Consider the following 25,041-nt stretch of genomic DNA (forward strand, 5'->3'; position numbering starts at 1 on the left):
CAGCTGGCAGACGCTGCCGGGAACTGGACTTAAAACCGCAAAAGTCATTGTCTAAGATTAAGTCGCTCGTGAACTCGACCCTTTGATCGAATCGCGTTCTACTGCGGACAATCCTGGCCGTCGGTGCCGCGCTGGCCGGCGCGAGGATGTGTATCTGCATCGGACTCCGAGCTTGTTGGAGTGCCTCGATATCGTTGTTGACAGCGTGCATTTGAAACTGCCTATGCATTCGGTCTCGATGACCCGGTGCAGGTGCTCACCGTTTTGCAACGACCACGTTAACGTGTTGGGGCCTCCGCTCTGGTAGCTGTTCGCCGCGCTGATTATAGAGGTGACGTTCACCGCCTAAGGCGGTATTAACCCGTACGGCATCGCGGTGGAAATCAACTCCTGTCCTGATCACCTTGACGACCACGCTGCTGCCCTGGTTGGTTCTGGACATCGGATGCGTGTTCAGCATCGGCATTGATGCACACGCGCCCCGATAGTTTTGGCTATGGTCGCCCAGCGCGCTGTGGACCACGAGCGTTCTCGTTGACCGGATCGTCAACACTTGTCCGTCCCGCGCTTCGCTGCAACGAGCATCTTGCCTTTGATTCGATCGATCGGTGTGACCACCACCGCGTCGATCTATGCGGCCGATATTCGGTTACCGACCCAATGCTGTTCGACGGACGTGTAGAACTAAACCCAGGTCCGCATGCAGGGTGGACGCTTCACACCGCACGAAACAGGTGTTCACATGGGGGTGTGAGGAGGTTAGCGATATATTGCTGGCCCAGATGTGTACCAAGGTGTCGAGCACCTAGGACTCCGGGAAGTGAGGCTGGTTGGTGGTGAACGAGGCAAAAACAGCGCCTGCTTGTTCATCAGGTTGAGCGCGGTCCAATTCTGTGACGGGTAGGGTGAGTGTGTGGTTCCGCATCGCATTTGCGTTCGGCCTCTATACAACATTGGCTGTGTAGGCGATCCACTTCTGAATGAAGGTCGACCACAATTCCCGGCCCTCGACATTGTCTCTGGCGACTTAGCTCGCACGGGTCACTGCTTTTTTGTGGGATCCAAAGTTTTAGAAGAATTGCTTGATCCCGGTGCGCCACCTATTGCCGCGTTTCATATTTCGATTTTTGATGCGGGTTTCGATGGCGCCGTCCGCCTTGTTAAACACGCGGTCCAGCAGTGTCAGCAGCATGGCTTCCTTGGAAGCGAAGTAGAATGTTGGTCGTGAGATGCCGGCACCTTTGGCGAAGTAATAGACCGAGATTTCGGTAAGCGGTCGGTCCTCAAGAAGTTGCTCAGCGGCGGCCCGGGAGTGCCAGTTCGCGGTCGTCACCGGACGGGTGTGTGCTGCGCCGAACCCGGCTTTGCGAAGTTTGGTCGGCAGCGGAAGCGGTCACGACAGGTAGCTTACTCCACGTCGAGACTGTCAACGCAACGTTGACGACTTCGACACAGCGTTGATAGCATGGCTGTCATGACTGAGAACGAGTACCTGGATGTTGTCATCGTGGGCGCCGGTATCTCCGGCGTGAGCGCAGCCTGGCACCTGCGGGATCGTTGTCCGACCAAGAGCTATGTCATCCTGGAAAAGCGTGCCGCCATGGGTGGCACTTGGGACTTGTTTCGTTACCCTGGCATTCGTTCTGACTCTGACATGTATACGTTGGGTTTCCGCTTTCGTCCATGGACCAAGTGTCAAGCGATTGCCGACGGTAAGTCCATCCTCGAATACGTCAAGAGCACTGCCGCCATGCGTGGTATCGACAAGTACATTCGGCTTAACCACAAAGTCACTGGCGCCGACTGGTCGAGTATGGAAAACCGCTGGACCGTGCAGGTTGAAAACAACGGCATGATCCGCATGATCTCGTGCTCATTCCTGTTTTTGTGCAGCGGTTACTATAACTATGAGCAGGGTTATTCGCCGACCTTCCTTGGCTCGGAGGATTTCACCGGTCCGATTATTCATCCACAGCACTGGCCAGAGGATTTCGATTACGCCGCTACGAACATCGTCGTGATCGGCAGCGGCGCCACTGCAGTCACTTTGGTTCCTGCGCTTGCGAATTCGGGTGCCAAGCACGTAACGATGCTGCAGCGCTCCCCTACCTACATCGTCTCTCAGCCGGCCAAGGACAAAATTGCCGCCAGGCTCAGTCGATGGCTACCCGACAAGTATGCGTACACTGCGGTCCGCTGGAAGAATATCCTGCGGCAATTGGTCCTGTACGGAGCTTGTCAGAAGTGGCCGCAACAGATGCGAAACATCCTGTTGGGCCACGTATCGCGTCGGCTTCCCAAGGGCTATGATGTGCAGAGGCACTTCGGTCCGCACTACAACCCGTGGGAGCAGCGGCTGTGTTTGGTACCTGACGGTGACTTGTTCCAAGCCATTCGCAAGGGTGTGGCCGATATAGTCACTGATACCGTTGAACAGTTTACCTCGACCGGCATCCGGCTCAAGTCGGGGAATGAGTTGTCGGCCGACATTATAATCACTGCAACGGGATTGAACCTGCAGCTGTTTGGTGGTGCTATCGCAACCGTTGACGGACAGCCGGTGGATCTCACTAAGACGATGGCGTACAAGGGTATGATGCTGTCGGGCTTGCCCAATATGGCCTACTCGGTAGGATACACTAATGCGTCATGGACGCTTAAGGCAGACCTGGTATCGGAATTTTTTTGTCGGCTGCTAAATTATATGGAAGCCAACGATTTTGGAGCTGTGGTAGTGGAGCATCCGGGTTCCGATGTCGGAGAGCGGCCGTTCATGGATTTCACCCCTGGTTACGTGCTGCGCTCGCTTGATGAGTTACCTAAGCAGGGTTCCCGCACGCCGTGGCGGTTAAACCAGAACTACCTGCGTGACATTCGGTTGATCCGATGCGGCAAGATCGCTGACGAAGGACTCCGTTTCGCTAAAAAGACTGCTCCCGTTACGGTTTAGTGGCGATAGCAAGTGCGGCGGAGCTGGAAGAAGTTGGTCGTAACCATCCAGCCATAGTAGCTAAGCCGGGGGTCATTACAGTTAGACGACGACAATGCCGTCGTCGTCGCTGTAGGCGACTTCTCCCGGCACGAACGTCACACCACCCAGGTTGACCTCGACGTCGCGTTCCCCGTCGCCGATCTTAGTGCTTTTGCGAGGATTGGTGCCCAGCGCTTTGATGCCAATGTCGATACCGCGCAGTGCGGCCGAATCTCGTACTGCGCCATTGACTATTAGGCCAGCCCAGCCGTTGGAGCGGGCTAATTTGGCGATCACGTCACCGACTAAGGCGGTGTGCAGGGAACTGGCGCCGTCGACCACCAGCACTCCACCCGCACTCGCCTGGGCGAGCACTAATTTGAGTAGCGCATTGTCCTGGAAACAACGGACGGTACTGATCTGTCCGGCGAATTCCGAACAGCCGCCGAACTGGCGGAACTGAAGATCGCAGCTGCGTACGTCGGCCTCGATGCTGTCGACGAGGTCGGCGGTTGGCCGAAATAACACGGTCACTGCTGAGACTTTGGTCTGTCGGTAGGCGGTCAGTGACGTCGCATTTGGCGGATCAGCAGCAGGGCCAGTAGACTGAGTGCCAGCGCGGTCACCAGGGCCACCGGCGAATTGCTCGCTTCCAGCGTCCCAGCGCTGTTGGAGACCGGGTTGCTAGCGCTCTCTACGGCTGACTGCGCTTGTTCCGCAACGTTTTTAGCAACATCAAGTTGGTCGTTATTTTCGATTCGCTGCTGCAGACAAGGCGGTTGATTGGCTGCCTGCGGTGGTGTGGGATTGGGGTTTTTAGGTGGAACTTTTTTGGCCGGTGCTTTAGCGGCTTTGGTGGGTACTTTCTTGGCCGGCGGTGTCGATGTTCCGTCGGGTGCGCTGTTAGGTGGATTTTGTGGGTCTGCCATGCGACCGCTCCTTTGCAGCTTTCTCGTCACATATCAGGTCATAGAATGCTCGAGTTTTATCATGCCAGCAAACGCTTGGGCGTATCGTTTGTCAGCCCCGTTACGGCCTGCGCCGTACTGCCCACCGTGCCCTCGCAGCACCCCGAAGGCCACAATGACCACACCAAACGTCCAGTCCAAGATATCACTGCCCGAATCTGTGGCAGCGGCTTTTGATGCGGCTGTGTCGGTAGGTGCCGTCTGTCGAAACGGCCACGACTTGGAAATACCACTTGGCCATCGGAAGACGTCACCCCGTAGTGCACCGGGGAGCTGCTGGCCGGCTCACGCGGTTGCACATTGACGTTAGCAACCGCGCCCCACACTGGTCGTGTAGACGATAGACCACACGTTGCCATCGGACTCGCAAGTGTGCACGGATGCAACTTGTGTAAGTCGGGGACGCGGTGAACGCCATGGCGACCAGCAACGGGCTGACCCACCTCATTTGATACGTACCAAGGGGGACATATCAGGTCACCGCCTTCCGTGTCGAGTGTGTTACGGACCGGTTGTCAACCGTGGACGTGGTCAGGTCAACCCCCAGCAGTGCTATAAGGTCTGCTTCGATGCTGTCGAGTTGCGATGAGATCGCGGAATGTGCTGCCCGGCGACGTGTGACCGGCATATTCTCCACGGCGGCGACAGCAGCCGAAAGATCGATGAGTCGTTCAGTGATCGTGGAGACGAACTGCTTGGTCGCGGCGTCTTTTGGCTTTTTCTTTTGTACGACCAGCACCGATTGCTCGGATCTGGCGATGCGCGCCGCCAGCCGCGCGCTGGGTCCGGAGAACTGGCCGATCTGAGCTAGCGGGATGCCGAGCCGATCCGCCCGACGCTTGTCGATTAGCGCGCGGGCAGCTATGGCTGTGCGATATATCAACGGCATCACGATCGGAGCCAGCAGCCGAGACACTGTCAACATCCGGCGGATCCGAGTCGGCGATAGCAACTTGCCTTCCTTGGCTGCTTTGAGTTCTGCCTCGGCGACTTTTAGAGCCACGCGGTCGCTGTTTCGCTGAGCTTTGAGTTGGGCTTTGAGGGCCTTGTCGGTGGTGCGCTGGGCGTTGTTCAGACGGCGAGCTTCATTTTTGGCGGCCAGCCGGGCCTCAAGTTTGGCGCGGGCCTTGATCGCATGGGCTTCGGCGCGACGCGTCGCGCGGCTCTTTCGTTGGTGGAACAGTCCCATCCCCGCACCGCCTCTCGGTATCTTGTGAACTATCGCTGTGCGTGTGCGCCGATCGGTGAGTCAATTCTAATCGGAATGAGCCGGCGCAAGGACGCCCGGTCGCACTGGAACGAAGGGCAGCGCGCAACAACAGACCGGTAGGCGAGCTATCGGAGATGAGTGCCGTGCTGTCCGCCTAGTTGACCTACACGTCAAGATGTTCCGCACGTCGTAACTCGTCGACTCGATCCACGATGTTCTGCTGAGCTTGGGCAGACAATCCGACGGTCCGCATCGCGATCCGGCGCACGCCTTCATCACGCATGGTGGCCAGCCATGCCAATTCTTGATCGATTTTTTCGTAGTACTCGTCGTCGGTGAAATAGGCCGGTTTTACGCGGAAGAAGTTGGCAAGGGCGGACATTGTGGCTGACGAAGGGTTTGTGCGATTACCGGAACGTAGCTGTGACAGGTAAGGAGCCGACATGGTGATGCCCTCCGCTCTGAGCGCTGCGATTACCTCGGCAGAGGTGTGCGGCCCGCGCCCGGGTGGATACACCGTGTCGAACAGGCGGTTTAGGCGGGCAGCAAATGTCGTGCTCATCGATATGACCTCCACCGAGCTGAAAGAACGACCGGTTGTCAAGTCAATAAGTATAAGTGTAAACCCAAATAGATTCCGTAATGGTGTTTCCAGTGGACAGTGACACAATCCCTGCAGAGCAAGCAACTGAGACGTTGAGATGTCCACAAGGTTAACCAAATTCTCAGGTTATCCGCAGAAACTACCTCGAGAACTCGAGTGGCATTTACTTTTCCTCTTGCTCGGCGCGGGCCCTAGGAAGATCGTGGAGCGAATATGCTCGAAACCGGGCAACCAGCAGACAACGGAAGTTTGCTATGAATTACTTTTGCTGCCCAGACTTAGCCAGTCGGTTTCGAATGGCCTGGGGCTGGGCTTCGTGGACCTTGCCACCGCTGCTTTACTCCCGGTGGAGACTGTATAGACACGGTTTGGTGATCGGCTCGGGTGCCGACGGCATATTAGTCGGCACCCGGTGGTCTCCCAGCGATTTCTGCTTTTGTTCGGCGCCGACGCAGAATTTGCGACATACCTACACTTGCCGTTGCCAGCGCTACAGCCGCTTTCACGCCGATTGCTACCGGGTCCGCCTCCACAGCGTGTTGTCTAGCAGTAGCCACAAGCCGAACGGTAGGAACTAGCAGGCTCGCCAGTCCGTGCAGCAACTACTCGCCCAGCCGCTGGTGTAGCCAGTATCCTCACACCGATTGCCAGGCAATCGACTAACACCATCCTCACTGTGGTGGCCGGTACATACGCCTGCTCCATTGTGGTCGCTGGCCAATGCTACCGTCGCCAACGTCGTTTTGTCGCTCATCTCGGTGAGCAACGAATGACGATACCAATAGTGAGAAGCACGAATCACGTTTCTCGAGTAGGCAATGCGTTGCCTTGTTTGACTGCGCCTTCCCGCCAAGCCCACACCGCAAAAGCTGGGAAAACATCCGCCAGAGACCAAGGCCACCGGTAAGGCGCTGGAACAGCGTGGCGCCCAGGAAATGGTTGATCGGCACCGATACGCTGTGCACCATGAACGCGGCGATCGCCGCCCCGGTCAGCATCACTCATCACTATATAGCGCAACGCGCAGTTCATGGTGATCAGCTGAGATCTGTCACTGAATTCGGCGAGGAAGCCCTCTGAGGCTTAACAGCGTGCCGGCCGAGCATGAAACACGACCCCTTCGGCACATCTTAGATAACCATGTTAGTCCTCGAACATCGGTTAAAGGTCTCGCCCATCGGATTTTACCGGTTCTCCGGCAGGGCTGTTTGCCAGTATGTCGACTCGACAATTGGGCTACTCTCCTTCTTCGCTAACGCCCCAGACTAGTGGGCAAATCCGGTGGGCGCTAGGAAGGCGATGAATTCGGGCCCACGCGATTCCGTGCCCGAACCATTGCGTCTAAATGTCTTTATGCGGCAAGCAACATTGCAAGAATCGCTGTGTCGGGATGGTTGATTGGATCGACGCCGACGCGACTCACCATGGAGGTGATGGTGCCGTCAGCTTCTGCCTCCACCCAAGCCGCTCGGTGCTCCAGTCCCAAATACGGCAATCCCGGCAGCAGCACGCACCCCGACGCTGCCCCCGTGCATTCCGGCAATGACGGCATCGTTTCTGAAGGCGGATGCAGCATCAGCAATGCCGGCGGCTGGTGGTCTGCGAAATATCCTGGCTGGATAGCTGATTCACCGAAGACTGTGCCTTCAGCTAGCACCAGGCCAACGGTGCCTGCTTCGGGTTCGTCAGGCAACTCCTCGCGTGCGCCGAAGACGGTTGTGGTGGACAGCAGGCCGGGTAATGACGCGACCCGGACTGCGACCATCAATAACTGGGCCCATTCTTTCGTCGAATCAGGCCATCGCCCCGAGATCACAAACCCCTTCAGGGCGCCACGAGAATGGAAAGGGGCAACCCCGATAGGCAAACCTGACCCAGTTTCCATCTCGCCCTCCGCCGGACCGTCTCAATCCTCCGTCCGAGTAACCACACTGGCTCGAGTAATTCAGCATGCCTTCGCTTTCATCGGCGTGCAACTCGACACGACTACCCGTGTTCACGTTTACTTAAGTACCCAAATTAAAGGGCCACTAAAAGCTAAGGCCGCCGTGCGATTCGCGCGACGCTCAAACCTGACTAAGATGGATTCAGTGGAATATCATTCCCTGCATCTTAGATGTTGCAGCTACGTAACGTGATTGCACATCCGCCCAGTTTACGATATTCCAGAAAGCCTTGACGTAATCCGCCTTGACGTTCTTGTATTGCAGGTAAAAAGCATGTTCCCACATGTCGACCTGCAACAGAGGAATGATACCGAGTGGGACGTTGGCCTGTTGGTCATAAAGCTGGAATGTAAGCAACTTGCTGCCGAGCGTGTCGTAACCGAGTACCGCCCAACCCGACCCCTGCAGGCCATTGGCGGCTGCGCTGAATTGAGCGCGGAATTTGTCGAACGACCCAAACGTTTCATCAATTTCAGCGGCTAACCCGCCGGTCGGCTTATCGCCACCGTTCGGCGAGAGGTTCTTCCACCAGATAGAGTGGTTGACGTGGCCGCCCAAATGAAAGGCCAGGTTCTTTTCGTTTAGAAAAATCGCGGAGTGGTCGTCTTTGGCGCGTGCCTCGTCAAGTTTGGCAAGCGCGTCGTTGGCACCTTTGACATATGCGGCGTGGTGCTTGGTGTGGTGGATCTCATTGATCCGACCGGAGATATGTGGTTCCAGCGCTGCGTAGTCCCAGTCCAAATCGGGCAGGGTGTATTCAGCCACGGCGTTCCTTCCTTTGACGTTGGTAGATCGTGTGCCGCTCACTCGCACGGTTGATCCGTGCGGCGACTTAGCGTAGTCAACGTTGCTCCATGATCGCGCACGCCGCAAGAACTACCGCTGAGGGTAGATACTTCGGATATCTGGTGGGGTGAAGTCAAGACAAAACGATGAGGGCGAGAACTGCCAGCAGTACCAGTGCAATGAGCCCGGCTCTTAGTGCAGCGACGCTGTAGGAGTAGTTCCAAGCAGGCGAGCCAGAACCAGAATACGAATTCGACGGAGCCGTCGAACCTGGACCGAGAGAGGATATGGCCATCACACGTCCTTCGTCAGCACACCCACCACTTCACAGTGAGGTGGGTCACAATCAACTGTGGTGATCGAGATCATAATGCCTTCGTCACGGCTTGAAAACCAGCCTAGACATCGATGCATTGCGAGGTAGTGAATCTGCGGATGCTCGATGGACTAGGCGCGTTCGGCAGTTATATGGCGTGCCCATCGCCGGGTCATCGATGGCGTGTCGTTGCTCGGCTAGTGCGGCAAACCCTTTCATTCTTTCTTCGAGTACCTGCTGGGCTGGATCTTTTCGCTCTGCAACGAGCGTGGCCCGCATCGATTTCCAGTAGGCTAGTCTGGTGATCCAGGTGTGTTCCCAGTGCGGCACTCGATGGAATGTTCGCGAACGGCGACGCGAATGGTGTCTCGGTTGTCGCGGGGCCCTGATGGTGCCCCAGGCGGAGAAGCCAACGGCTGTACAGTGGCGGGGTTGGAATATTGGCTTGCCGGCGGGTACTGCGCCGGAGGTTCTCGGCTGGCAGCGCACTCCCCCGGGCTTCCGGTGGATAGCGGTGCGCCCCGGTGCGGCACCGCCGAACCGACGCCGGCGGCGGCACCACATCCCGACCCCGCGTTACGCCGTGATGCCGCGTTGGGGCCTCGCGGACCGCGTTGACCAGGTCCCCACGGGTGTACAAGCACCCCTGAAACCGGTGCCGTCGTTAGCGAAGGTGCGCACCACCCTGTTCGTGTCCATGCTGGTGTTTGTTCTTGCGGCATTGGTTTACGTTGTGCGGTATGTGCTGCTGATTATCAACCGGAATGCGTTGCTGAACTTTTGGGTGGCGGCTACTGTGGACTGGCTTGGGGTGGTTGCCAGTTTGTTCGCGATCGCCGCGGAGCTGGCGTGTGTTGTGGTGTTGACCCGTTGGCTGATCGCGCGGCGGGCTGCCGCATATGTCCACCATGCCGTACCGGAGCAGCGTTCTACCCGGGAGTTAATGGCTGGGTGCCTGCTGCCGCTGGCCAATCTGTTGTTGGCTCCGGTGTACGTCATCGAACTGGCCCTGATGGAAAATTACTACCCCCAGCTGCAGAAGCCGATCTTCGTGTGGTGGATCGTTTGGGCTTTCAGCTACGCGATTTCGATCGTTGCCGTTATTACCAGCTGGGCTAAAGATGCTCAGGGCATCGCCAACAACACCGTTGCGATGGTGTTTGCGTATATGTTTGCTGCAGCTTCGCTGGCTGCCGTTGCCCGGGTCTTTGAGGGGTTCGACTGCAAACCAATCAAACGGCCCGCACATCGCTGGGTGTTGGTAGACTTAGATTGCTCTGTCGTGCACCCATCTGCAGACCCAGTTGAGTTAGAAGGGCAGGAACCGGCAGCATAGTGGTTATGATGGGGGCCGACAAGGTATTATCCGGGCATCCATTTGTGGTTGCTCACCGCGGTGCGTCGGCTGTTCTCCCGGAACATACTCTGGCTGCCTATGAGCTCGCGCTCAAAGAGGGCGCCGACGGCGTGGAATGCGATGTGCGGCTGACTCGTGACGGCCATATGGTTTGTGTGCATGATCGCCGCCTGGACCGAACCTCGACAGGCGACGGTTTAGTCAGCACGATGACGCTGGCCCAGTTGCGCGCTTTAGAATACGGTGTGTGGCACAACAGCTGGCGTCCGGACGGTACTCACGGTGATACCGGTTTGCTTACCCTAGATGCCCTTGTTTCGCTGGTTCTGGACTGGCATCGACCGGTGAAGATCTTCGTCGAAACCAAGCACCCCGTCCGTTACGGCTCGCTAGTGGAAAGCAAGTTGCTGGCACTCCTGCACCGCTTCGGTATCGCTGCACCCGCATCCGCTGACCGATCCCGGGCGGTCGTGATGTCGTTTTCGGCGGCCGCGGTCTGGCGGGTCCGGCGAGCCGCACCATTGCTGCCCACAGTTTTGCTCGGCAGAGCCGGCCGTTATCTGACTAGCGGCGCGGCTACCGCCGTCGGGGCTACTGCCGTCGGTCCTTCGCTGCTGGCGTTGAAGGAATATCCGAAACTCGTGGACCGCGCTGGCGCCCAAGGCCGGGCGGTATATTGTTGGAGTGTTGACGATTACGACGACATCGATTTCTGTCGTAATATCGGTGTGGCTTGGATTGCCACTCGGTACCCAGGTCGCACAAAGGCGTGGTTGCAGAACGGGCGCACCTGTTAGTTCGATGACAGGTGGCCACTGGTGGCGTTAGTTGCCCCTAAGCCGGTTGGTGGTCGAGCCCATCTCGCGGGCGACGAAGTTCCCGAGGTTGAGCAGGTGTTGGCTCCGGAGCGACTAGCGATCTATGCTAGGCTAATCATTAAGTTGAATTCTTCAATCTGCTCTTGAAGGAAACTCTGCGTAAACCGCTCGCTCAGCTAGTCCGCCTCGTCGCGTGCTATGACAGCGAGCCAGCTCACATACTCGGTGGCAGCGTGTCCTGCTCTAATTCCTGAGCTAACACGTCGCGCGGTTTGTCGAATCGATTGCGCGCCGTGTCCATTCCGGGGATTTCGACGTGGATGTCACTGTTGAGCAGACGCTGCACCAGTATCATCGCCTGATTGCTTAACCCGACCGCTTAGCTGTAAAAGTTTCGTTAATTCCGGCAAATCAGCGCTATCAAAATAAACTGCGATAGCCAGATATTTTACATTCCGATTAATTGTGGTAGATATGTTCTTGAAGTAACCCAAATAAATTTAGCCAAACATCTGCCATAATAGCTTATAACGGAACGATAAATCGGGCAGTATATAGTATGCAGCGAAGATCCCACCTAATCCTAATAAATTTTTCCTAGCTATGATTAATCTGTCCTTAAATATTTCCAATAAGTTTTTCTAAGTGAACTTATGTTACGTTTAAGTATGCGAATTTATTGGGTTTATTGGGCCGGTATTGATGTTGTGACCGACATCGGGGTAGGTAGTCGGCCGCTACTGCCGCCCGTAGATGGTGTGCTCTGACAGCAGGGCGTCGAAAGCCAGCGCGTCGAACGATTAACGGGTCGCGTCATGGTTCCACACCACCACCGAGCCGGCCTCATTGGTGGTTAACTCACCAGTTGGCACGGTCAGCGTGGTAGGGGATCCGCGCACTGCTCAGACGAGTCGGGCCAGATCCCACACGTGATCGCCCTGGTCCACGGTGAGTGCGTTGGCAACCGTTTGTGGCACCGAGTATCAGTGCCACGGATCGAGCCACACCGCAGGGCTGTTGGCGCGGTGCAGCAGCGCTGACACGAACTGTTGTTGGTTGACCATTCGGTCCAGGTTTGCCCGCGGTGTAGCCCGAGTGCTGACGTAGCTTAGCGCCTTGCGGCCGTCCAGCTGCTGGCCGCCAGTTGGCCAGTCGAGGCCGGCCAACGGATCGGTGCTTGGCTCGTCCGGGCACAGGGTGACGCCTCCGAGCGCGTCGACAAGGCTAACGAATCCGCTGAAGCCGATCTCGACGTAGTGGTCCAAGCGCAGACCGATAGCCTGCTCCAGCGTCTGGCTCAGCATGGGGCGCCGCCCATCCCAAATGCGGCGTTGATTCTGTCGTAACCGTGACCTGGGATCGACACATACGAATCGCACGGTATCGACACCATCGTCACTCGCTTACTCGAGCTTAGCACCTGCGCGTGTACCAACATACATCGTGTCGGTGCGGCCACTGCCGATCCCGGCGCCGATGGCCAGATCTTGCTTTTGCTCGGCGGTCAGGCCTTGACGGCTGTCCGAACCTACGAGCAGCCAGTTGGTTCCATGGCTGGCGGCTGGTCGGTTGGGGTAGTCCGTCAGTATCGGTTCACGGTGCAGTGACGTATCAAACCAAAGAGTTCCGGCGACAACGCCGCCCGAGACGAGCAACCGGTTGATCAGCAGCATGGGCACGACGAGAGCCGGCCTCAGCGGCGTGGTTTCCACCGCCGGTGGACCGGTTTCGCGACGAATTACCTGCGGGGGCTTCGGCCGGGTTTCCGGCGACAGGATCGGTCTTCGGTGCCGTCGAATATTTGGTGATCAGTTGTTGTTCACTTGGATAATTTACGTGGTTTTGGACCTGCCATCCGGCAAAGCGGCTTACAACTGGTCAAGCATCAGTTACCGTTGGCCCCGCAGCCCGTTACGAAACGGTCAGCTCAGTAACACCCGGATAGCCTGGTTCCGCCCCGTCATGTCGTTGACTAGCTTATGGAAAGGCAAGCCGGATCTCGGTCCACCGTCGTTGCCTTCTAAGCGGAATCGCACGCGGTAACGGGGCCCAGGCCCAATGGGCGCACCTGGCCGTGTCGCAGCTACCCTGGAAGCTTGGTCTATCAATCGGGCGACCACTTCGTTGTGAGTGGTTGCCAGGTGCCAGGATAAGGGTGATTCGATTTCGTCGAACGGATCGGTCGCGCTCATGCAGCAAAGCTTCAACGCTGATGAACTTGGCACTGGATGGAGGTGTCGGTGACCACCACTGATGCGATCTCTATCTGCATCAGCGTGTAGCGAGGGTCCTCCCAGTCGTCACGATCGGATATCGGAGTATCCACTTGCAGCACGCTGGATTCGGATTCTTGGTGGTGATCAGGTCGACTATCCTGGTCAAAGCGGCCGACAGTGCGTGCTGGTGTTCCCAGCGAACGCATCTACACTTTGCCGTAACGCGTATACGTGATTGACCCGAACCCTCCCGTATTTCGTCAGCGTTTCCACCCCCTGATTAGTTAAGCCTACATTAAGCTAGATAGTGAGATGCCTAAATCTAGGTAGTTTAGAGGCTGCAAGAGTGGTTGGTCGATTCGGCGCCACTAGGGTTGTGAGTGTGGCCCGCATCGCTTACCTCGGTCCTGAAGGAACCTTCACCGAGGCAGCGCTGCTCAGGATGACGGCCGCCGGACTGGTTCCTGCTACCGGCCCGGACGGCTTACGGCGGTTGCCGACCGAGAGTACGCCCGCCGCGCTCGACGCTGTTCGTGGCGGCGCTGCGGATTACGCATGCGTGCCTATCGAAAACTCTATCGACGGCTCGGTGGCACCCACGTTGGACAGCCTGGTCATCGGTTCGCCGCTGCAAGTGTTCGCTGAGACAGCGCTGGATGTGGAGTTCAGCGTCGTTGTCAAACCCGGCATCACCGCCGCCGACATAGGCACGTTGGCGGCCTTCCCAGTGGCGGCAGCGCAGGTGCGGCAATGGCTCGCTACCCATCTAGCTGGCGCTGAACTGCGGCCGGCTTATTCCAACGCCGACGCAGCTCGGCAGGTTGCTTACGGCCAGGTCGATGCCGCATTGACGTCACCGCTGGCCGCCAGCCGTTGGGGGTTGGCGGCTATTGCCGCCGGCATCGTCGACGAACCCAACGCCCGGACTCGTTTCGTTTTGGTTGGCCTGCCGGGGCCACCGCCGGCTCGCACCGGAACCGATCGTACTTCAGCGGTGCTGCGCATCGACAACGTGCCCGGAGCGTTGGTGGCCGCACTGGCTGAATTCGGCAGCCGCGGCATCGATCTTACCCGAATCGAATCCCGGCCGACCCGCACCGAACTGGGCACCTACTTGTTCTTCGTGGATTGCGTTGGACACATCGATGATGGTGTTGTCGCCGAGGCACTCAAGGCGTTACACCGTCGTTGTGCGGATGTGTGTTATCTTGGTTCCTGGCCGGTAGAATTGGCTACCGGTCCAAAGGTGTTAGCGCCACCGCTGGACGAGGCTTCGTGCTGGTTGGCCAGGCTGCGTGCAGGCAAACCCGATCAGGCTGCCGAACCACGGGGAGGCAAGCTATGAGCGGTCGTTTGGTGTTGCTACGACATGGCCAGTCCTATGGCAATGTCGAGCGCAGGTTAGACACCCGGCCACCGGGAGCGTCGTTGACGCCGTTCGGTCGTAATCAGGCTCGGGTATTCGCCCAGGCGGCTAGGCGGCCGGTATTGCTTGTGCACTCGGTGGCGATCCGGGCTTCGGAGACGGCTGCGGTGATCGGCGCCGAATTCGATGTGCCAATCCGCGAGGTTCCTGGCATCCACGAAGTCCAGGTCGGTGAGCTAGAAAACCGTAACGATGACAACGCGATTGCCGAATTTAATGCCGTCTACGACCGTTGGCATCATGGTCAGCTCGATGTGCCATTGCCTGGAGGCGAGACCGCCAACGACGTATTGGATCGCTATCTGCCGGTACTGGTCGACCTACGCATGCGCTATCTCGACGACGATGACTGGAACGGAGACGTCCTCGTCGTCAGCCATGGCGCAGCGATCCGGCTTGTCTCTGCGGTGCTGGCCGGGGTGGACGGCAAATTTGCGCTGGAAAACCATGTTAATAATGCCGAGTCGGTGGTGCTGGCACCCGTCACCGACGGTCGGTGGAGCTGCGTGCGGTGGGGAGCCTTGACGCCCCCCTTCTACCCTCCCCCGCACCGACCCGATGCCACCTTGGTGAGCCACGTTGTGACGTTGGGCAGGGACCCACTGGGCTGATCGGACCTGCTCACATCGCGAGCGCGACCAATTCAGCGTATCTATAGCCGGTACCCGCATAGCTGTCAACGTCACGAAGCTGTTTGGCAATCGCTCGGGGCTTACGTGGTCCGCCTCCATGCATTCCGGTTGGTCTAGTAGCTAGCCGATTGAATAGCTGATGACTGTTCCATGGCGTCGATTCACGCTTGCCCGGCGGTCGCGGTAGTCGTCGCTCATCAGCAGTTCATAGCACCGGGCTCAGACAACTACGGGCCATGCTCGTTGCAGAGTGAAAAGATCCAGCCCAGTTGGTATAGTTGATCGTCATAGCCGCCGAAGTGGTGGGCGATTTCGTAGATCCTTTTACCTGGTCGCCGATTTCTTCGTCGGAATCATAGCCATCCAACAACTCCTCACGGTAGATCGTGATGGTGTCGGGCAGTTCTCTAGTGTAGTCGGAGTCCCGCTCGGTCAATGCCACCCCTTTGTACAGTCCGAGTAGGTCGTCGTCCTGCAGGTGGCTATCGGCGATTAGCACGGCCACATTGGTCATCGCGGCCGTCAGTAGGTCCAGTGGATTAGTGCATCGGAGACCAGCTCGTCAAACCGCTGCGGGTCTATCCGCGCAGTCACTCGGCTAATACTCCAGAGCTGGCTTGGCCGGCAGGGGGATGGACCCTGGCCGGACGGCCGCAGCGCTCCGACATCTGCCGGGGGTGGGGGAGCCTACGGCAGGTGCGTCGCAGGCAACAGTGAGGCTACGGGAGCCATCGACGCAGGTGACTGCGGAACCGTCACAGTCGGCTGTTGCTGGGGGAGCGGTGTTTGCGGTCGGCTCGGCGGGCAGGCCGAGTCTCTCCTCTGGGATGTCGGGCGGCGGTATCGGCGGCTGGCTGTTGATCAGCAGGCGCCCTTTAGCGCTGTTCACTAGCGTGGCCCAGCCACCGTTGCCCAGCGTAGCGCCTATGCTACACGCGACCTTACGGCTGCCCGCTGCCCAACTGGACAGCGACAGGGTGGGGTAGATCAGAGTCAGGGTGGTGGTGCGCAGCTCGATCGCCGCCAGATAGCTATCGGTCAGCCGGGTGCATGCGTCCTTGATGAATGTGTCCTGTTCGGATGCGGCCGGAAGGGCATTCGGGAACCTTTCGGCCAGATTGACCGTACCGGTGACCTCCATTGCGTGCGGCGCCACGCAGTCAACGGGGACATCGATCGGCTGGTTGGTCGTAAGGTCGATGCTTAAGCATGTGCCGGCGGGCCAGACCTTGGACTGGTCGATGTTGGCAACTTTGCCCTTGAAGACGACCTGCTGGTTGTTCGCGCCGGGTAGCTGCAAGCCACACAGCATGCGGCGCTCGCCGCTCTGGCGCCATGCCCGGTCACCGGGCCACAACATGCTGGTGGTGTATTTACTGTTGGGATCGAACTTGGTGCCGAGGTAGCGGCGCACGGCCGTCTCGCATTGTTCCTCACTGATCTGTTGAATGCGAGCCGGTGACGGTGGAGCGGCGTTGGGCCCGTACTCCGAACCGGGGAAAGTTCGCATGTCGATGGACTCGGCGACTTCAAATCGGTGATCGTCGGCGCAGTTGACGATCACCGCGGCGCGTGGTGTACTATCTGGCCACATTAGGCAATCACCGCTGGTGGCGCGGTTGAACGCGAATTTACTCTTGGCGCCGGTGCTGGGCACCGGATTGCTGTCGATATAGGTGGCTAGCCGTTCAGGCCCGGTCCTAACGGTAGGAATTGCGGTTACCAGTCCACCAATTAGTAGACCGCCAAGGGCGGTGAGTAGCAGCCCTCGTCGGGTGGCCCTGGCCTGCAAAGTATTCGGTCCCTGGAACTCGACAGGCGGTTGTTCGGCCTCGCCGGTTAGGTCGTCGGCGAGTGCGAGTTCCTCTTCGGACGCGTCCAACATCTCATCCATTCTGGCAGGCCCAACAAAGTTCTTGTGACAAACGTTGCAGATGTACCACTGTTGACCTATTTGTGCGGGTGTTCCGACACGTGTGCGTAGTGTCAAAAGTAGTCTTCAAGCCGTGATCGACCTGCAATTGCTCCGGGACGACCCCGACGCGGTCCGCCGTTCCCAACTTAGTCGTGGCGAAGACCCGGCTCTGGTGGATGCCTTGCTGACAGCCGACACCGCCCGTCGGGCCGCGATTTCGGCCGCAGACTCACTGCGCGCCGAACAGAAGATCGTCAGCAAAAGCTTGAGCTCGGCATCTGCCGAGGAACGTCCGGCGTTATTGGAGCACGCCAAGGACCTCGCCGGGCAGGTGAAAGCCGCTGAAATCGCCCAGGCGGAAGCCGCTACGGCGTTCGCTGCGGCGTATATGGCAATTTCGAACGTCGTTCTGGATGGAGTGCCCGCCGGCGGAAAGGACGACTACGCGGTACTTGATGTTGTTGGCGATCCGCCGCCGTTGAACAATCCAAAGGACCACCTGGAACTTGGCGAATCACTTGGCCTGATCGACATGCAGCGTGGTGCCAAGGTGTCCGGCTCGCGGTTCTACTTCCTCACCGGTCGGGGTGCGCTATTACAACTAGGCTTGCTGCAGCTCGCGTTGCGGCTGGCTGTCGAGAACGACTTTATCCCAATGATCCCTCCGGTGCTGGTGCGCCCGGAGGTGATGTCCGGTACCGGATTTCTGGGCTCCCATGCCGAGGAGGTGTATCGGGTGGACGATTTGTACCTGGTGGGTACCTCTGAAGTGCCGATGGCCGGCTATCACTCCGACGAAATCCTCGATCTATCCGTTGGCCCGCTACGGTACGTGGGTTGGTCGTCTTGTTTCCGCCGCGAGGCCGGCAACCATGGCAAGGACACCCGTGGCATCATCCGGGTGCACCAGTTCGACAAGGTGGAGGGGTTTGTCTACTGTGCACCCACCGACGCCGAGGTTGAACACCAACGTCTGCTAGGTTGGCAACGTGAGATGTTGGCGCGCATAGAGGTGCCATATCGGGTAATCGACGTGGCCGCGGGCGATCTCGGTTCGTCGGCTGCCCGCAAGTTTGACTGCGAGGCGTGGGTTCCGACGCAGGGCAGCTACCGCGAGTTGACCTCGACGTCAAACTGCACCACCTTCCAAGCGCGCCGGCTAGCTACGCGCTACCGAGATGCAAATGGCAAGCCGCAGATCGTGGCCACACTTAACGGCACGCTGAGCACCACCCGGTGGCTGGTTGCGATCTTGGAAAACCACCAACGGCCCGACGGCAGCGTGCGAGTCCCGCCGGCTCTGGTACCGTTCGTGGGCACAGAGTTGCTAGAGTCGACCCGCTGAAGGTGTGATGAACGAGGGGCTTCTTGCCTTCAAGAAGCATTAGAGTGTTACGCGTGGTGAATCCCTCGGGGTGTTGTTGATATCTTTGTGATTGCCCAGCGTGTAGGCGGCGTAAATCATATAAGCGCCTATAGGCCTCTCGCTTAATTGCCATTCTTGGTAGCGCTCTATCCGGGGTCGTCGGGATTTGATGCAGATAAGAAGGTGGTCGTCTGTTCCCCCCCCCCCTTTTCTGGGGCGCCGCCGAAAATCTTCGTAGTTTCTATGGTTGGCATTGTGTTCTATTGATTTGGTTACGCTGTTGTTTTGGTCGGCTGCATGTCGATCGCGTCGGGCTTGTGGGTTCTGTTGATTATCCTCAGCGTCTTGCTGACGAACTACCGGCAGGTAGAGTTCGGATCGAAATGTTACTGGTAGATCTCTCGGATCAGAATGAACCGGAATGATTGCTTTGTGCAGGCGTAAAAGCATAGCGATGACTTGGGTATATCGGTGTGTCGTTATTGACACGCCACAAAAAGTTGACCTTCACTCTGGCCTACCATAAATTTTCAAAACTTCGAGCGCCATTATACGGTGGACATGTGAGCTACTTAGCTGTTGATCAAAGTGCTTGCTACGAGTTGACCGGCGCCAAGTAGAAGTGTGGTGGCGCGCTCACCAGTGATCACACGATGAATAACCTGCTCTACGGAGCTACGAAAGCCGCACTAGATCGAATTGTGCTTGCTGCTGCACACGGACTAGGGTTTCAAGGCGTGCTCGCCGACGTGATCAATTCGGGTCTGGTCGACACCGGCTGGATGACGTCCGAGTTCTGGACGCGATTAACCTTCATGAAATCGGCCGGACGTTGAGTAAACCCTTAAACATTACCATCTTGGTGCACTTTTTGCTGTCCGATTACGGACAATGGGTTAACGGCCAGCTCATTCACTGCAACGGTAGTTGCCCAAAGACCAACTTCCTGTCGGAGCTAGTGCAACATGCAGAGAAATTCTGCTATCACTCCCGTTATGAAACCACTGCTCGTATTCAACTGGGCTAAGTCTCGTCGTCCACCGTTGTAAGTGCTGTGGCGGATTGCGCGTGTCGGCGCTTTCGTCCGATCGTGGCGAAGTACAAGTCAAGTAGGAAAGAAAAAGTAAAAAAGCTACAAGCAAAAACAGCTATGGGCACCGCATACCACGCCGGCAGCTTTCTACGATGGTAAAATTGACAGCAAAATTATATTCGTAATGAGTTAGTTATGGCTGCCCGAAAAAACGGTTGTGCTGGCCATCTGCATCCGTAAGAAATACGGATAGCTTCCCGATCTCTGTACCAAGTTACCCTGCCCGGATACGCCGTGCACAAAGTGTATATTTAAATATCATCCCAGTGCGGTAGCCGCTGTACCAGCTGCGCAATATATGCATTACAGCGGCGAAAACGGCGGTTCTCCAGCAGGTTTTGGCGTAACCCTGTGGGTTTGACGTGATGATCCAGCTGATGACAAGTAGGCCACGGGCGGCGTGGACAAGAAGCGAGATCATGGGTAGTGCAAGATGCGATGTTATACTAGGGATTACGTGCATTCCCGGTTGCAAGGAGGAGGACCTGTTCCGTTAACTGCTTTGACTCAGCAGCTTTATCCAACAGGGCGAGGAACTCCTCGTACCTAGCTTGGAATAAACGCCGAGCTCGGCCGAATTCTGGTCACGTCCAAGGCGATCAAGGTCGACCTGAAGAGCAGGCATACGTCAAGTGTTAGCTAGCGGTGGAAGTCCGAGGTTACCCGAATGCGTAACCGCTGAACGAATAGGACAAATGCCTCGGCGTTTGTACCATCAGATCGCTTCCAGCGCAATTACCTTCGACGTGCCAGAAGGGAAGTGATAGCGGTGCAACGTGATTGCCACGTGATTTAGCTGGACGGGTTATCGTTATAAGATTCCTGCGGAATTGAGGCAATGTTCGGCAACTCCGCAACTGATGGCCCATTGAGCTGAGGAAAAGGCCGTCATCCCATCGCCATTGCCTACCCTATACAGATTGCATATCAGTATGTTTCTCGCGTACCACTCCGAACTCCAATAGATCGGTTTTGGAGGTGTGGGAAGCGGCGATGAATCTCCTCGCCGTCTAGAGTGATCGATGCGGAATTATCCTGATCCCCCTTAACCAGCTGTCGGCCTAAGAAATGTGCTCGTCAGTCAAACACGTTGAAGAACGTGTACAGATATTCGTTGTAGCCACCGATCCGCCAAGACTTAAAGCGCGTGGACAAGAAAATGGTGTTGACCCAGTCCGGCTCGTGATCAAGCGCTACTGGTAAGTAGCCACTTCGGCGCTATCTCGAACTCGTAGCGCATCTTCATTATTAAAAGTTCGTTCACGCGCGACATATTTCGGAAAGCCCAAAAACACAGTGTCAAACATGATCACCAATTCGACAAGGGGGCTAATTCTGTCACCTATAACATTGCTTTGCAACGTGATCAGTTCGAACAGCACATGCGATCTCTCTAGCAGAGGATCGCCTTCCACGAGCTCCCAGCCTGTCTGCTTCGCATTAAGGACGGAAGCCATCTGTTAGGCATAGTTGGTGGTGTACGCGGACTGTCTGGTGCTGAAGATCGCCCCAACTTGCTCGGCCTTGGAGTAGATGGCTCAGCGAATTCAGTGTCCTGCTAACGGATCGACCCGATAAAGTCAGCAAGCCACGGTAGTGCCCGTGCCTACGTATCGGATCCAGGAACACCATGTTGGGGTGGTGCAACTCGTGGTAAGAAAATCATGGCAGCACCACACAGATGGCCCTCACCTGAGTTATGTATCGGGGTGCACGATCCATCTGCCATTGGCGTTTCTGGGTAGCGGATACCTCCTCGGCGTGCGCAGGCATGTTGTAAAACACAGATTACCATATCACAATCGCACCGAAAGTAATGCAGTAGATGTACCATAGACATGGACGAACTAAGGCGTTAGCTATTTCAAATAGACGGGATGAGCGTAGTTTATGTTGACAAAACTTGGCCGTGCAGTCAGAAACCACTAGCGTCGAGTAGCTGATCGGGCCGAAGTCGGGGGTACGCAGGGCTATAGACCGTTAAGTTCAGCTTGCTTTTGGGGCTGGTCAGGGGGTGCTTGACCGAGTTGGTGGTCTCGAAAAATCAGTGAAACCCTAAATTCCGCAGATTGGTTACTGTATAGTCGGGCACATCAGTACCACCGCAACTTTACTTAACATAGTCGGCAGGTGCTCAGCGTGGAAGTTATCCTTGTGTAGATGTAAGACATGCAAGTAGTCGCCATCATCTTAGTGGTGTTCTAAAAATATTTTAGAGTCCTATTTTTCCTAATTATTTATTTTGTTTTCGGGAAAGGGAACCAGGATGCGAAATAGGTTGGATTGCACGAGGTATAGTACGGAATGTTGCCCACGTGGGTCTCGATCAAAAACGTTGGCGCAGCCTACGCCTGTGCCCTACACAACTACCGTCCGGTTTCTTCGTATGCTTGTTTAGGCCGCTGCGATTGGCGGGTATGTGCCGCATCGGGCTTAGCCCGAAGTAGTCAACCTTCGGCCGCCGCACCCGGTCGGTAGTAATCAATGTGCGGCGGGTCTGGCTTGATGCCGTAGGCAGCGGAAAACTCTGCGTACCACACCCGACCGAGGTAGTTTCAGCCCAACGGACAGCTTCGCTACCACTAGGTCGGACACACCGAAACTGCCGAAATCGACATGTCCACCGCAGCAGTCATTGTCGATTTGGGTGCCGGGTGAGCAGGCATAGCCGTGCCCGACCACCAGCTGGTCCACCGGAGGCGGTTTGCCCAGACGTGTTTGTTGTGGCCGGCGTTAGCGTGGCCAGCCGGCAGGTAACTTAACAGTCAAACGGGAATGACCACACCCGGCTAGCTGGTCGTGTACCGTACCCAGCCTCGCGCCGATCGCTCGCACCGCCACATCCGGTTTGCCCGCAGCGTCACACTCCTGCACTGCCGACCGGCCGGGCAGCGCGCGAGCACGCAAGCCATCCCGGATAACCGCCTGGCATCGTGTCTCTGCCCAAGTTAAGCACCCGTGGTACCACAAGAAGTTGAGCCTTCTCGAGCAGGCCGCGCTTCATTGGCGACTTGCCTTCACCACCTCGATCAACTCGTTGCCTAAACTGATGAAAGTCTACCCGAAAAGTAACACCGCTGAGCGTTGACCTAGATTGCATGCAATCGGGTTTTTGGCAGCAAGCTGTCCGGTGACGACAGGTACCTGTGGTGGGGACATCAGGTCAGGTAAGGATAACATCATCGTCTTTGTCGCCCGTTACGACGACGCACTGTCACAGGAGCACTAAGCTAATTGGCTGTGGAACCGACATACGGGGCTGTCATTCAGTTTGTTCGCCTGATTTGGCGGATTCAGGGTCTGAAGATCAGTGTCCGGGGTATAGAAAACTTACCTACCACCGGCGGTGCCGTCATCGCCATTAACCACACCAGTTACCTTGACTTCACTTTTGCGGGTTTGCCTGCTTATCAGCAGGGCCTAGGGCGCAAGGTGCGGTTTATGGCCAAACAAGAGGTATTCGATGGCAAAATTACCGGTCCGATTATGCGCCGCCTGCGACACATCCCTGTGGACCGGCAAGAGGGGGCCGCGTCTTACGAAGCCGCCGTGAGGAATCTCAAAGATGGTGAGCTCGTCGGCGTTTATCCCGAGGCGACGATCAGCCGAAGCTTTGAGATAAAGGAATGCAAAAGGGGAGCGGTGCGGATGTCAGCGGAGGCCAGGGTGCCGATAATTCCGCACATCGTCTGGGGTGCACAGCGGATCTGGACCAAGGACTACCCCAAGAAGCTCTTTCGCCCGAAGGTGCCGATTGTGGTGCTCGTCGGCGAACCGATTGAGCCGGTGTTGAGTGTAGCGCAATTAAAGGCCTTGTTGCACTTTCGGATGCAACATCTGCTGGAACGAGCACAAGAGCTGTACGGACCGCACCCGGCTGGGGAGTTTTGGGTGCCGCATCGGCTGGGCGGTGGTGCCCCTTCGTTAGTCGAGGCGGCTCGCCTCGACGCCGAGGAGGCAGCCGAGAGGTCGGCGCGGCGCGTCCAGCGTGCCAATCGAGCCGGGGCGGCGGAGCGGCGGGTGTCCGGGGATCAGTTGCGCTAACTATCTCGTGTCGGCGGCTTCGATGATGTAACGGTTGAAGGTGGTTAATTCCTTGATCAAGTACGTCGGCACCATCCTGGTGGGCCGGTGCGCTGGGGCGGGTACCTTTGCCGTGGTCGTACAGCGATTATGCATGAAGGGATTGCTCGGCTTATATCCGGAGGCCACCATCACCTCCAGTTTAGAATTAGAATTCGGGGAGTTCAAAACGGGGGTAGCCCGGATGGTAGTGGAGGCGGTCAAAATTGGAGCCGAAGGTGTGATGCCACTGGGCCGTAGCCGAAGCGGCTCACGCTGATCACCCCGATCTGGCTGTCGGGTGGTTTGTCTCAGTGACCGATCCGACTAGGTCGTCCCCGACGCCGACCCAGCCAACGCTCATAGCTTGCGACGTTGACGGCACGTTGCTCGATGAGCACGAAACCGTAACCGCGCGTACCCGCGACGCGGTATGCTCCGCCGTAACCGGCGGAGCATACTTCGTTCTGGCCACGGGCCGCCCGCCGCGTTGGGTGCGGCCGATCGTTGACGCACTTGGCTTTCCGCCGATGGCGGTGTGTGCCAACGGTGCCGTGATCTACGATCCTGCGACCGATCGGGTGGTATCGGCGCGCACGCTGGCCGTTGACATCTTGGGCGAGTTAGTCGAGATCGCAACGCGCGTCATCCCTGGCGCGGGTTTGGCTGTCGAGCGTGTCGGTGATCGCGCCTATGACAGCGCTACCCTACAGTTCGTCAGCTCGGCGGGTTACGAGCATGCGTGGCTCAACCCGGACAACATCGAGGTGTCGATCGAAGATCTGCTTAGCGTCCCGGCTATTAAGCTTCTGATCCGCAAGTCCGGTGCCCGCAGCGCGGATATGGCTGCCGAACTAGCCAAGCATGTCGGGATCGCGGGCGACATCACCTACTCCACCAACAACGGGCTAGTGGAGATCCTGCCGCTGGGAATCAACAAGGCCACCGGCGTCGAAGAGGTCAGACGGCCGCTAGGGATCGCGGCTGGCAACGCGGTGGCTTTCGGCGACATGCCCAACGACGTTCCGATGCTGCTAAGGGCGGGTCACGGCGTGGCAATGGGTAATGCTCATCCCGCCGTGCTGGCCGCCGCCGACGAGATCACTACCCCCAACACCGATGACGGTGTTGCCCGGGTGTTGGAACGCTGGTGGCGTTAACCACTTGCCAGTGAATCTAGAATCTAGGTGTCGCACTCAGCCTCAGCTGTGGAAAACTGCCCGTGTTCCTGTGTTCTGGCATGCTGCCCTTAACGTCCCGGCGGACCGCGAGGGTGAACAGGAACAAGACCTGCCGGGAAGCCGGTCAAGCCTAACAACCATCATTGGCCAGGTTGGCGGCAGACTAATGCCGGG

General features: G+C 57.4%; 20 protein-coding genes and 6 pseudogenes. 12 read left to right on the forward strand and 14 right to left on the reverse strand.

Annotated elements, in window-relative coordinates; translation table 11 throughout:
• Positions 1-805 precede the first annotated feature (805 nt).
• Positions 806-1,397, reverse strand: a pseudogene (locus MLPF_RS16015) (TetR/AcrR family transcriptional regulator).
• Between the two features lie 77 nt (positions 1,398-1,474).
• Between MLPF_RS16015 and MLPF_RS00300 the strand changes: the two are divergent.
• On the forward strand, positions 1,475-2,950 hold the full coding sequence (locus MLPF_RS00300; protein WP_175266284.1) for a flavin-containing monooxygenase: 1,476 nt from the start codon (positions 1,475-1,477) through the stop codon (positions 2,948-2,950).
• 81 nt (positions 2,951-3,031) lie between these two features.
• Here the strand turns inward: MLPF_RS00300 and rraA are convergent, their stop codons facing one another.
• From rraA to MLPF_RS00320, 4 genes are all read right to left on the reverse strand, one after another.
• Complete coding sequence (gene rraA / locus MLPF_RS00305; protein ID WP_045842214.1) at positions 3,032-3,505, reverse strand: ribonuclease E activity regulator RraA; 474 nt, start codon at positions 3,503-3,505, stop codon at positions 3,032-3,034.
• Positions 3,506-3,534: 29 nt separating this feature from the next.
• On the reverse strand, positions 3,535-3,900 hold the full coding sequence (locus tag MLPF_RS00310) for an Rv3852 family protein (protein WP_045842215.1): 366 nt from the start codon (positions 3,898-3,900) through the stop codon (positions 3,535-3,537).
• A gap of 511 nt (positions 3,901-4,411) precedes the next feature.
• On the reverse strand, positions 4,412-5,128 hold the full coding sequence (locus MLPF_RS00315; RefSeq protein WP_045842216.1) for a DUF6474 family protein: 717 nt from the start codon (positions 5,126-5,128) through the stop codon (positions 4,412-4,414).
• A gap of 184 nt (positions 5,129-5,312) precedes the next feature.
• Positions 5,313-5,711 carry a helix-turn-helix domain-containing protein gene (locus MLPF_RS00320; RefSeq protein ID WP_045842221.1) on the reverse strand — a complete coding sequence of 133 codons (399 nt, stop codon included), beginning with the start codon at positions 5,709-5,711 and terminating at the stop codon, positions 5,313-5,315.
• Positions 5,712-6,674: 963 nt separating this feature from the next.
• On the opposite strand from MLPF_RS00320, the gene MLPF_RS00325 reads away from it, so the two are divergent.
• Positions 6,675-6,833, forward strand: coding sequence for a hypothetical protein (locus tag MLPF_RS00325; RefSeq protein ID WP_193386702.1), 159 nt, complete (start codon positions 6,675-6,677; stop codon positions 6,831-6,833).
• Between the two features lie 271 nt (positions 6,834-7,104).
• On the opposite strand, the gene MLPF_RS00330 is transcribed toward MLPF_RS00325, so the two are convergent.
• Positions 7,105-7,638, reverse strand: coding sequence for a hypothetical protein (locus tag MLPF_RS00330; protein WP_045842218.1), 534 nt, complete (start codon positions 7,636-7,638; stop codon positions 7,105-7,107).
• 202 nt (positions 7,639-7,840) lie between these two features.
• Positions 7,841-8,464, reverse strand: coding sequence for a superoxide dismutase (locus MLPF_RS00335; RefSeq protein WP_045842219.1), 624 nt, complete (start codon positions 8,462-8,464; stop codon positions 7,841-7,843).
• 638 nt (positions 8,465-9,102) lie between these two features.
• Here MLPF_RS00335 and MLPF_RS00340 point away from each other — a divergent pair.
• The 3 genes from MLPF_RS00340 to MLPF_RS00350 are packed head-to-tail and all read left to right on the forward strand — an operon-like array spanning position 9,103 to position 11,123.
• A complete protein-coding gene (locus MLPF_RS00340; RefSeq protein WP_045842220.1) occupies positions 9,103-10,137 on the forward strand; it encodes a DUF4328 domain-containing protein in 1,035 nt (344 codons plus the stop codon).
• A gap of 5 nt (positions 10,138-10,142) precedes the next feature.
• Positions 10,143-10,955 (forward strand): glycerophosphodiester phosphodiesterase, encoded by an 813-nt coding sequence (locus MLPF_RS00345; RefSeq protein WP_045842222.1) that lies wholly within the window; start codon positions 10,143-10,145, stop codon positions 10,953-10,955.
• Positions 10,956-10,976: 21 nt separating this feature from the next.
• On the forward strand, positions 10,977-11,123 hold the full coding sequence (locus MLPF_RS00350) for a hypothetical protein (RefSeq protein WP_237817223.1): 147 nt from the start codon (positions 10,977-10,979) through the stop codon (positions 11,121-11,123).
• A 67-nt stretch (positions 11,124-11,190) separates the two neighbouring features.
• On the opposite strand, the gene MLPF_RS00355 is transcribed toward MLPF_RS00350, so the two are convergent.
• From MLPF_RS00355 to MLPF_RS00365, 3 genes and pseudogenes are all read right to left on the reverse strand, one after another.
• Positions 11,191-11,331, reverse strand: a complete 141-nt coding sequence (locus tag MLPF_RS00355; RefSeq protein WP_156146895.1) for a hypothetical protein — start codon at positions 11,329-11,331, stop codon at positions 11,191-11,193.
• A gap of 382 nt (positions 11,332-11,713) precedes the next feature.
• Positions 11,714-12,649 (reverse strand): annotated as a pseudogene (locus tag MLPF_RS16690) (LCP family protein).
• 530 nt (positions 12,650-13,179) lie between these two features.
• The gene (locus tag MLPF_RS00365; protein WP_050038802.1) at positions 13,180-13,398 is read right to left on the reverse strand and encodes a hypothetical protein; all 219 of its coding nucleotides are present in this window, start codon (positions 13,396-13,398) and stop codon (positions 13,180-13,182) included.
• Positions 13,399-13,574: 176 nt separating this feature from the next.
• Between MLPF_RS00365 and pheA the strand changes: the two genes are divergently transcribed.
• Together pheA and MLPF_RS00375 are read left to right on the forward strand one after the other, a co-directional pair.
• Entirely contained in the window at positions 13,575-14,537 is a 963-nt protein-coding gene (pheA, locus tag MLPF_RS00370; RefSeq protein WP_045842225.1) for a prephenate dehydratase, read from the forward strand.
• Entirely contained in the window at positions 14,534-15,229 is a 696-nt protein-coding gene (locus tag MLPF_RS00375; protein ID WP_045842223.1) for a histidine phosphatase family protein, read from the forward strand. Before pheA ends, MLPF_RS00375 begins: the two co-directional genes overlap by 4 nt.
• Before the next feature lie 248 nt (positions 15,230-15,477).
• Here MLPF_RS00375 and MLPF_RS00380 read toward each other — a convergent pair.
• Together MLPF_RS00380 and MLPF_RS00385 are read right to left on the reverse strand one after the other, a co-directional pair.
• Positions 15,478-15,844, reverse strand: a pseudogene (locus tag MLPF_RS00380) (metallopeptidase family protein).
• A 21-nt stretch (positions 15,845-15,865) separates the two neighbouring features.
• Positions 15,866-17,144, reverse strand: a pseudogene (locus MLPF_RS00385) (septum formation family protein); the annotation flags it as partial.
• Between the two features lie 112 nt (positions 17,145-17,256).
• On the opposite strand from MLPF_RS00385, the gene serS reads away from it, so the two are divergent.
• Both serS and MLPF_RS00395 read left to right on the forward strand, forming a co-directional pair.
• Positions 17,257-18,510, forward strand: coding sequence for a serine--tRNA ligase (gene serS / locus MLPF_RS00390; protein WP_045842224.1), 1,254 nt, complete (start codon positions 17,257-17,259; stop codon positions 18,508-18,510).
• Positions 18,511-19,184: 674 nt separating this feature from the next.
• Positions 19,185-19,367 (forward strand): hypothetical protein, encoded by a 183-nt coding sequence (locus tag MLPF_RS00395; protein WP_050038804.1) that lies wholly within the window; start codon positions 19,185-19,187, stop codon positions 19,365-19,367.
• A gap of 703 nt (positions 19,368-20,070) precedes the next feature.
• On the opposite strand, the pseudogene MLPF_RS00400 reads toward MLPF_RS00395, so the two are convergent.
• Positions 20,071-20,411 (reverse strand): annotated as a pseudogene (locus MLPF_RS00400) (hypothetical protein).
• Between the two features lie 61 nt (positions 20,412-20,472).
• Positions 20,473-21,954 (reverse strand): annotated as a pseudogene (locus tag MLPF_RS16695) ((2Fe-2S)-binding protein); the annotation flags it as partial.
• A gap of 910 nt (positions 21,955-22,864) precedes the next feature.
• Between MLPF_RS16695 and MLPF_RS00410 the strand changes: the two are divergent.
• From MLPF_RS00410 to MLPF_RS00420, 3 genes are read left to right on the forward strand one after another with little or no spacing between them, the layout of a single operon-like run.
• The gene (locus MLPF_RS00410) at positions 22,865-23,668 is read left to right on the forward strand and encodes a lysophospholipid acyltransferase family protein (protein ID WP_162196845.1); all 804 of its coding nucleotides are present in this window, start codon (positions 22,865-22,867) and stop codon (positions 23,666-23,668) included.
• Between the two features lie 40 nt (positions 23,669-23,708).
• The gene (locus MLPF_RS00415) at positions 23,709-23,966 is read left to right on the forward strand and encodes a 1-acyl-sn-glycerol-3-phosphate acyltransferase (RefSeq protein ID WP_236684809.1); all 258 of its coding nucleotides are present in this window, start codon (positions 23,709-23,711) and stop codon (positions 23,964-23,966) included.
• Between the two features lie 34 nt (positions 23,967-24,000).
• Complete coding sequence (locus MLPF_RS00420) at positions 24,001-24,846, forward strand: Cof-type HAD-IIB family hydrolase (protein WP_045842228.1); 846 nt, start codon at positions 24,001-24,003, stop codon at positions 24,844-24,846.
• Positions 24,847-25,041 lie beyond the last annotated feature (195 nt).

Source organism: Mycobacterium lepromatosis (genome assembly GCF_000975265.2).
Lineage (GTDB): Bacteria > Actinomycetota > Actinomycetes > Mycobacteriales > Mycobacteriaceae > Mycobacterium > Mycobacterium lepromatosis.

Coding starts and splice junctions, on each gene's coding strand:
- MLPF_RS00375 (WP_045842223.1), top strand. CDS start 14,534: ATGAGCGGTCGTTTGGTGTTGCTACGACATGGCCAGTCCTATGGCAAT.
- MLPF_RS00355 (WP_156146895.1), bottom strand. CDS start 11,331: ATGATACTGGTGCAGCGTCTGCTCAACAGTGACATCCACGTCGAAATC.
- MLPF_RS00315 (WP_045842216.1), bottom strand. CDS start 5,128: ATGGGACTGTTCCACCAACGAAAGAGCCGCGCGACGCGTCGCGCCGAA.
- MLPF_RS00310 (WP_045842215.1), bottom strand. CDS start 3,900: ATGGCAGACCCACAAAATCCACCTAACAGCGCACCCGACGGAACATCG.
- MLPF_RS00345 (WP_045842222.1), top strand. CDS start 10,143: ATGATGGGGGCCGACAAGGTATTATCCGGGCATCCATTTGTGGTTGCT.
- MLPF_RS00300 (WP_175266284.1), top strand. CDS start 1,475: ATGACTGAGAACGAGTACCTGGATGTTGTCATCGTGGGCGCCGGTATC.
- MLPF_RS00330 (WP_045842218.1), bottom strand. CDS start 7,638: ATGGAAACTGGGTCAGGTTTGCCTATCGGGGTTGCCCCTTTCCATTCT.
- MLPF_RS00320 (WP_045842221.1), bottom strand. CDS start 5,711: ATGAGCACGACATTTGCTGCCCGCCTAAACCGCCTGTTCGACACGGTG.
- MLPF_RS00395 (WP_050038804.1), top strand. CDS start 19,185: ATGAATAACCTGCTCTACGGAGCTACGAAAGCCGCACTAGATCGAATT.
- MLPF_RS00365 (WP_050038802.1), bottom strand. CDS start 13,398: ATGCGTTCGCTGGGAACACCAGCACGCACTGTCGGCCGCTTTGACCAG.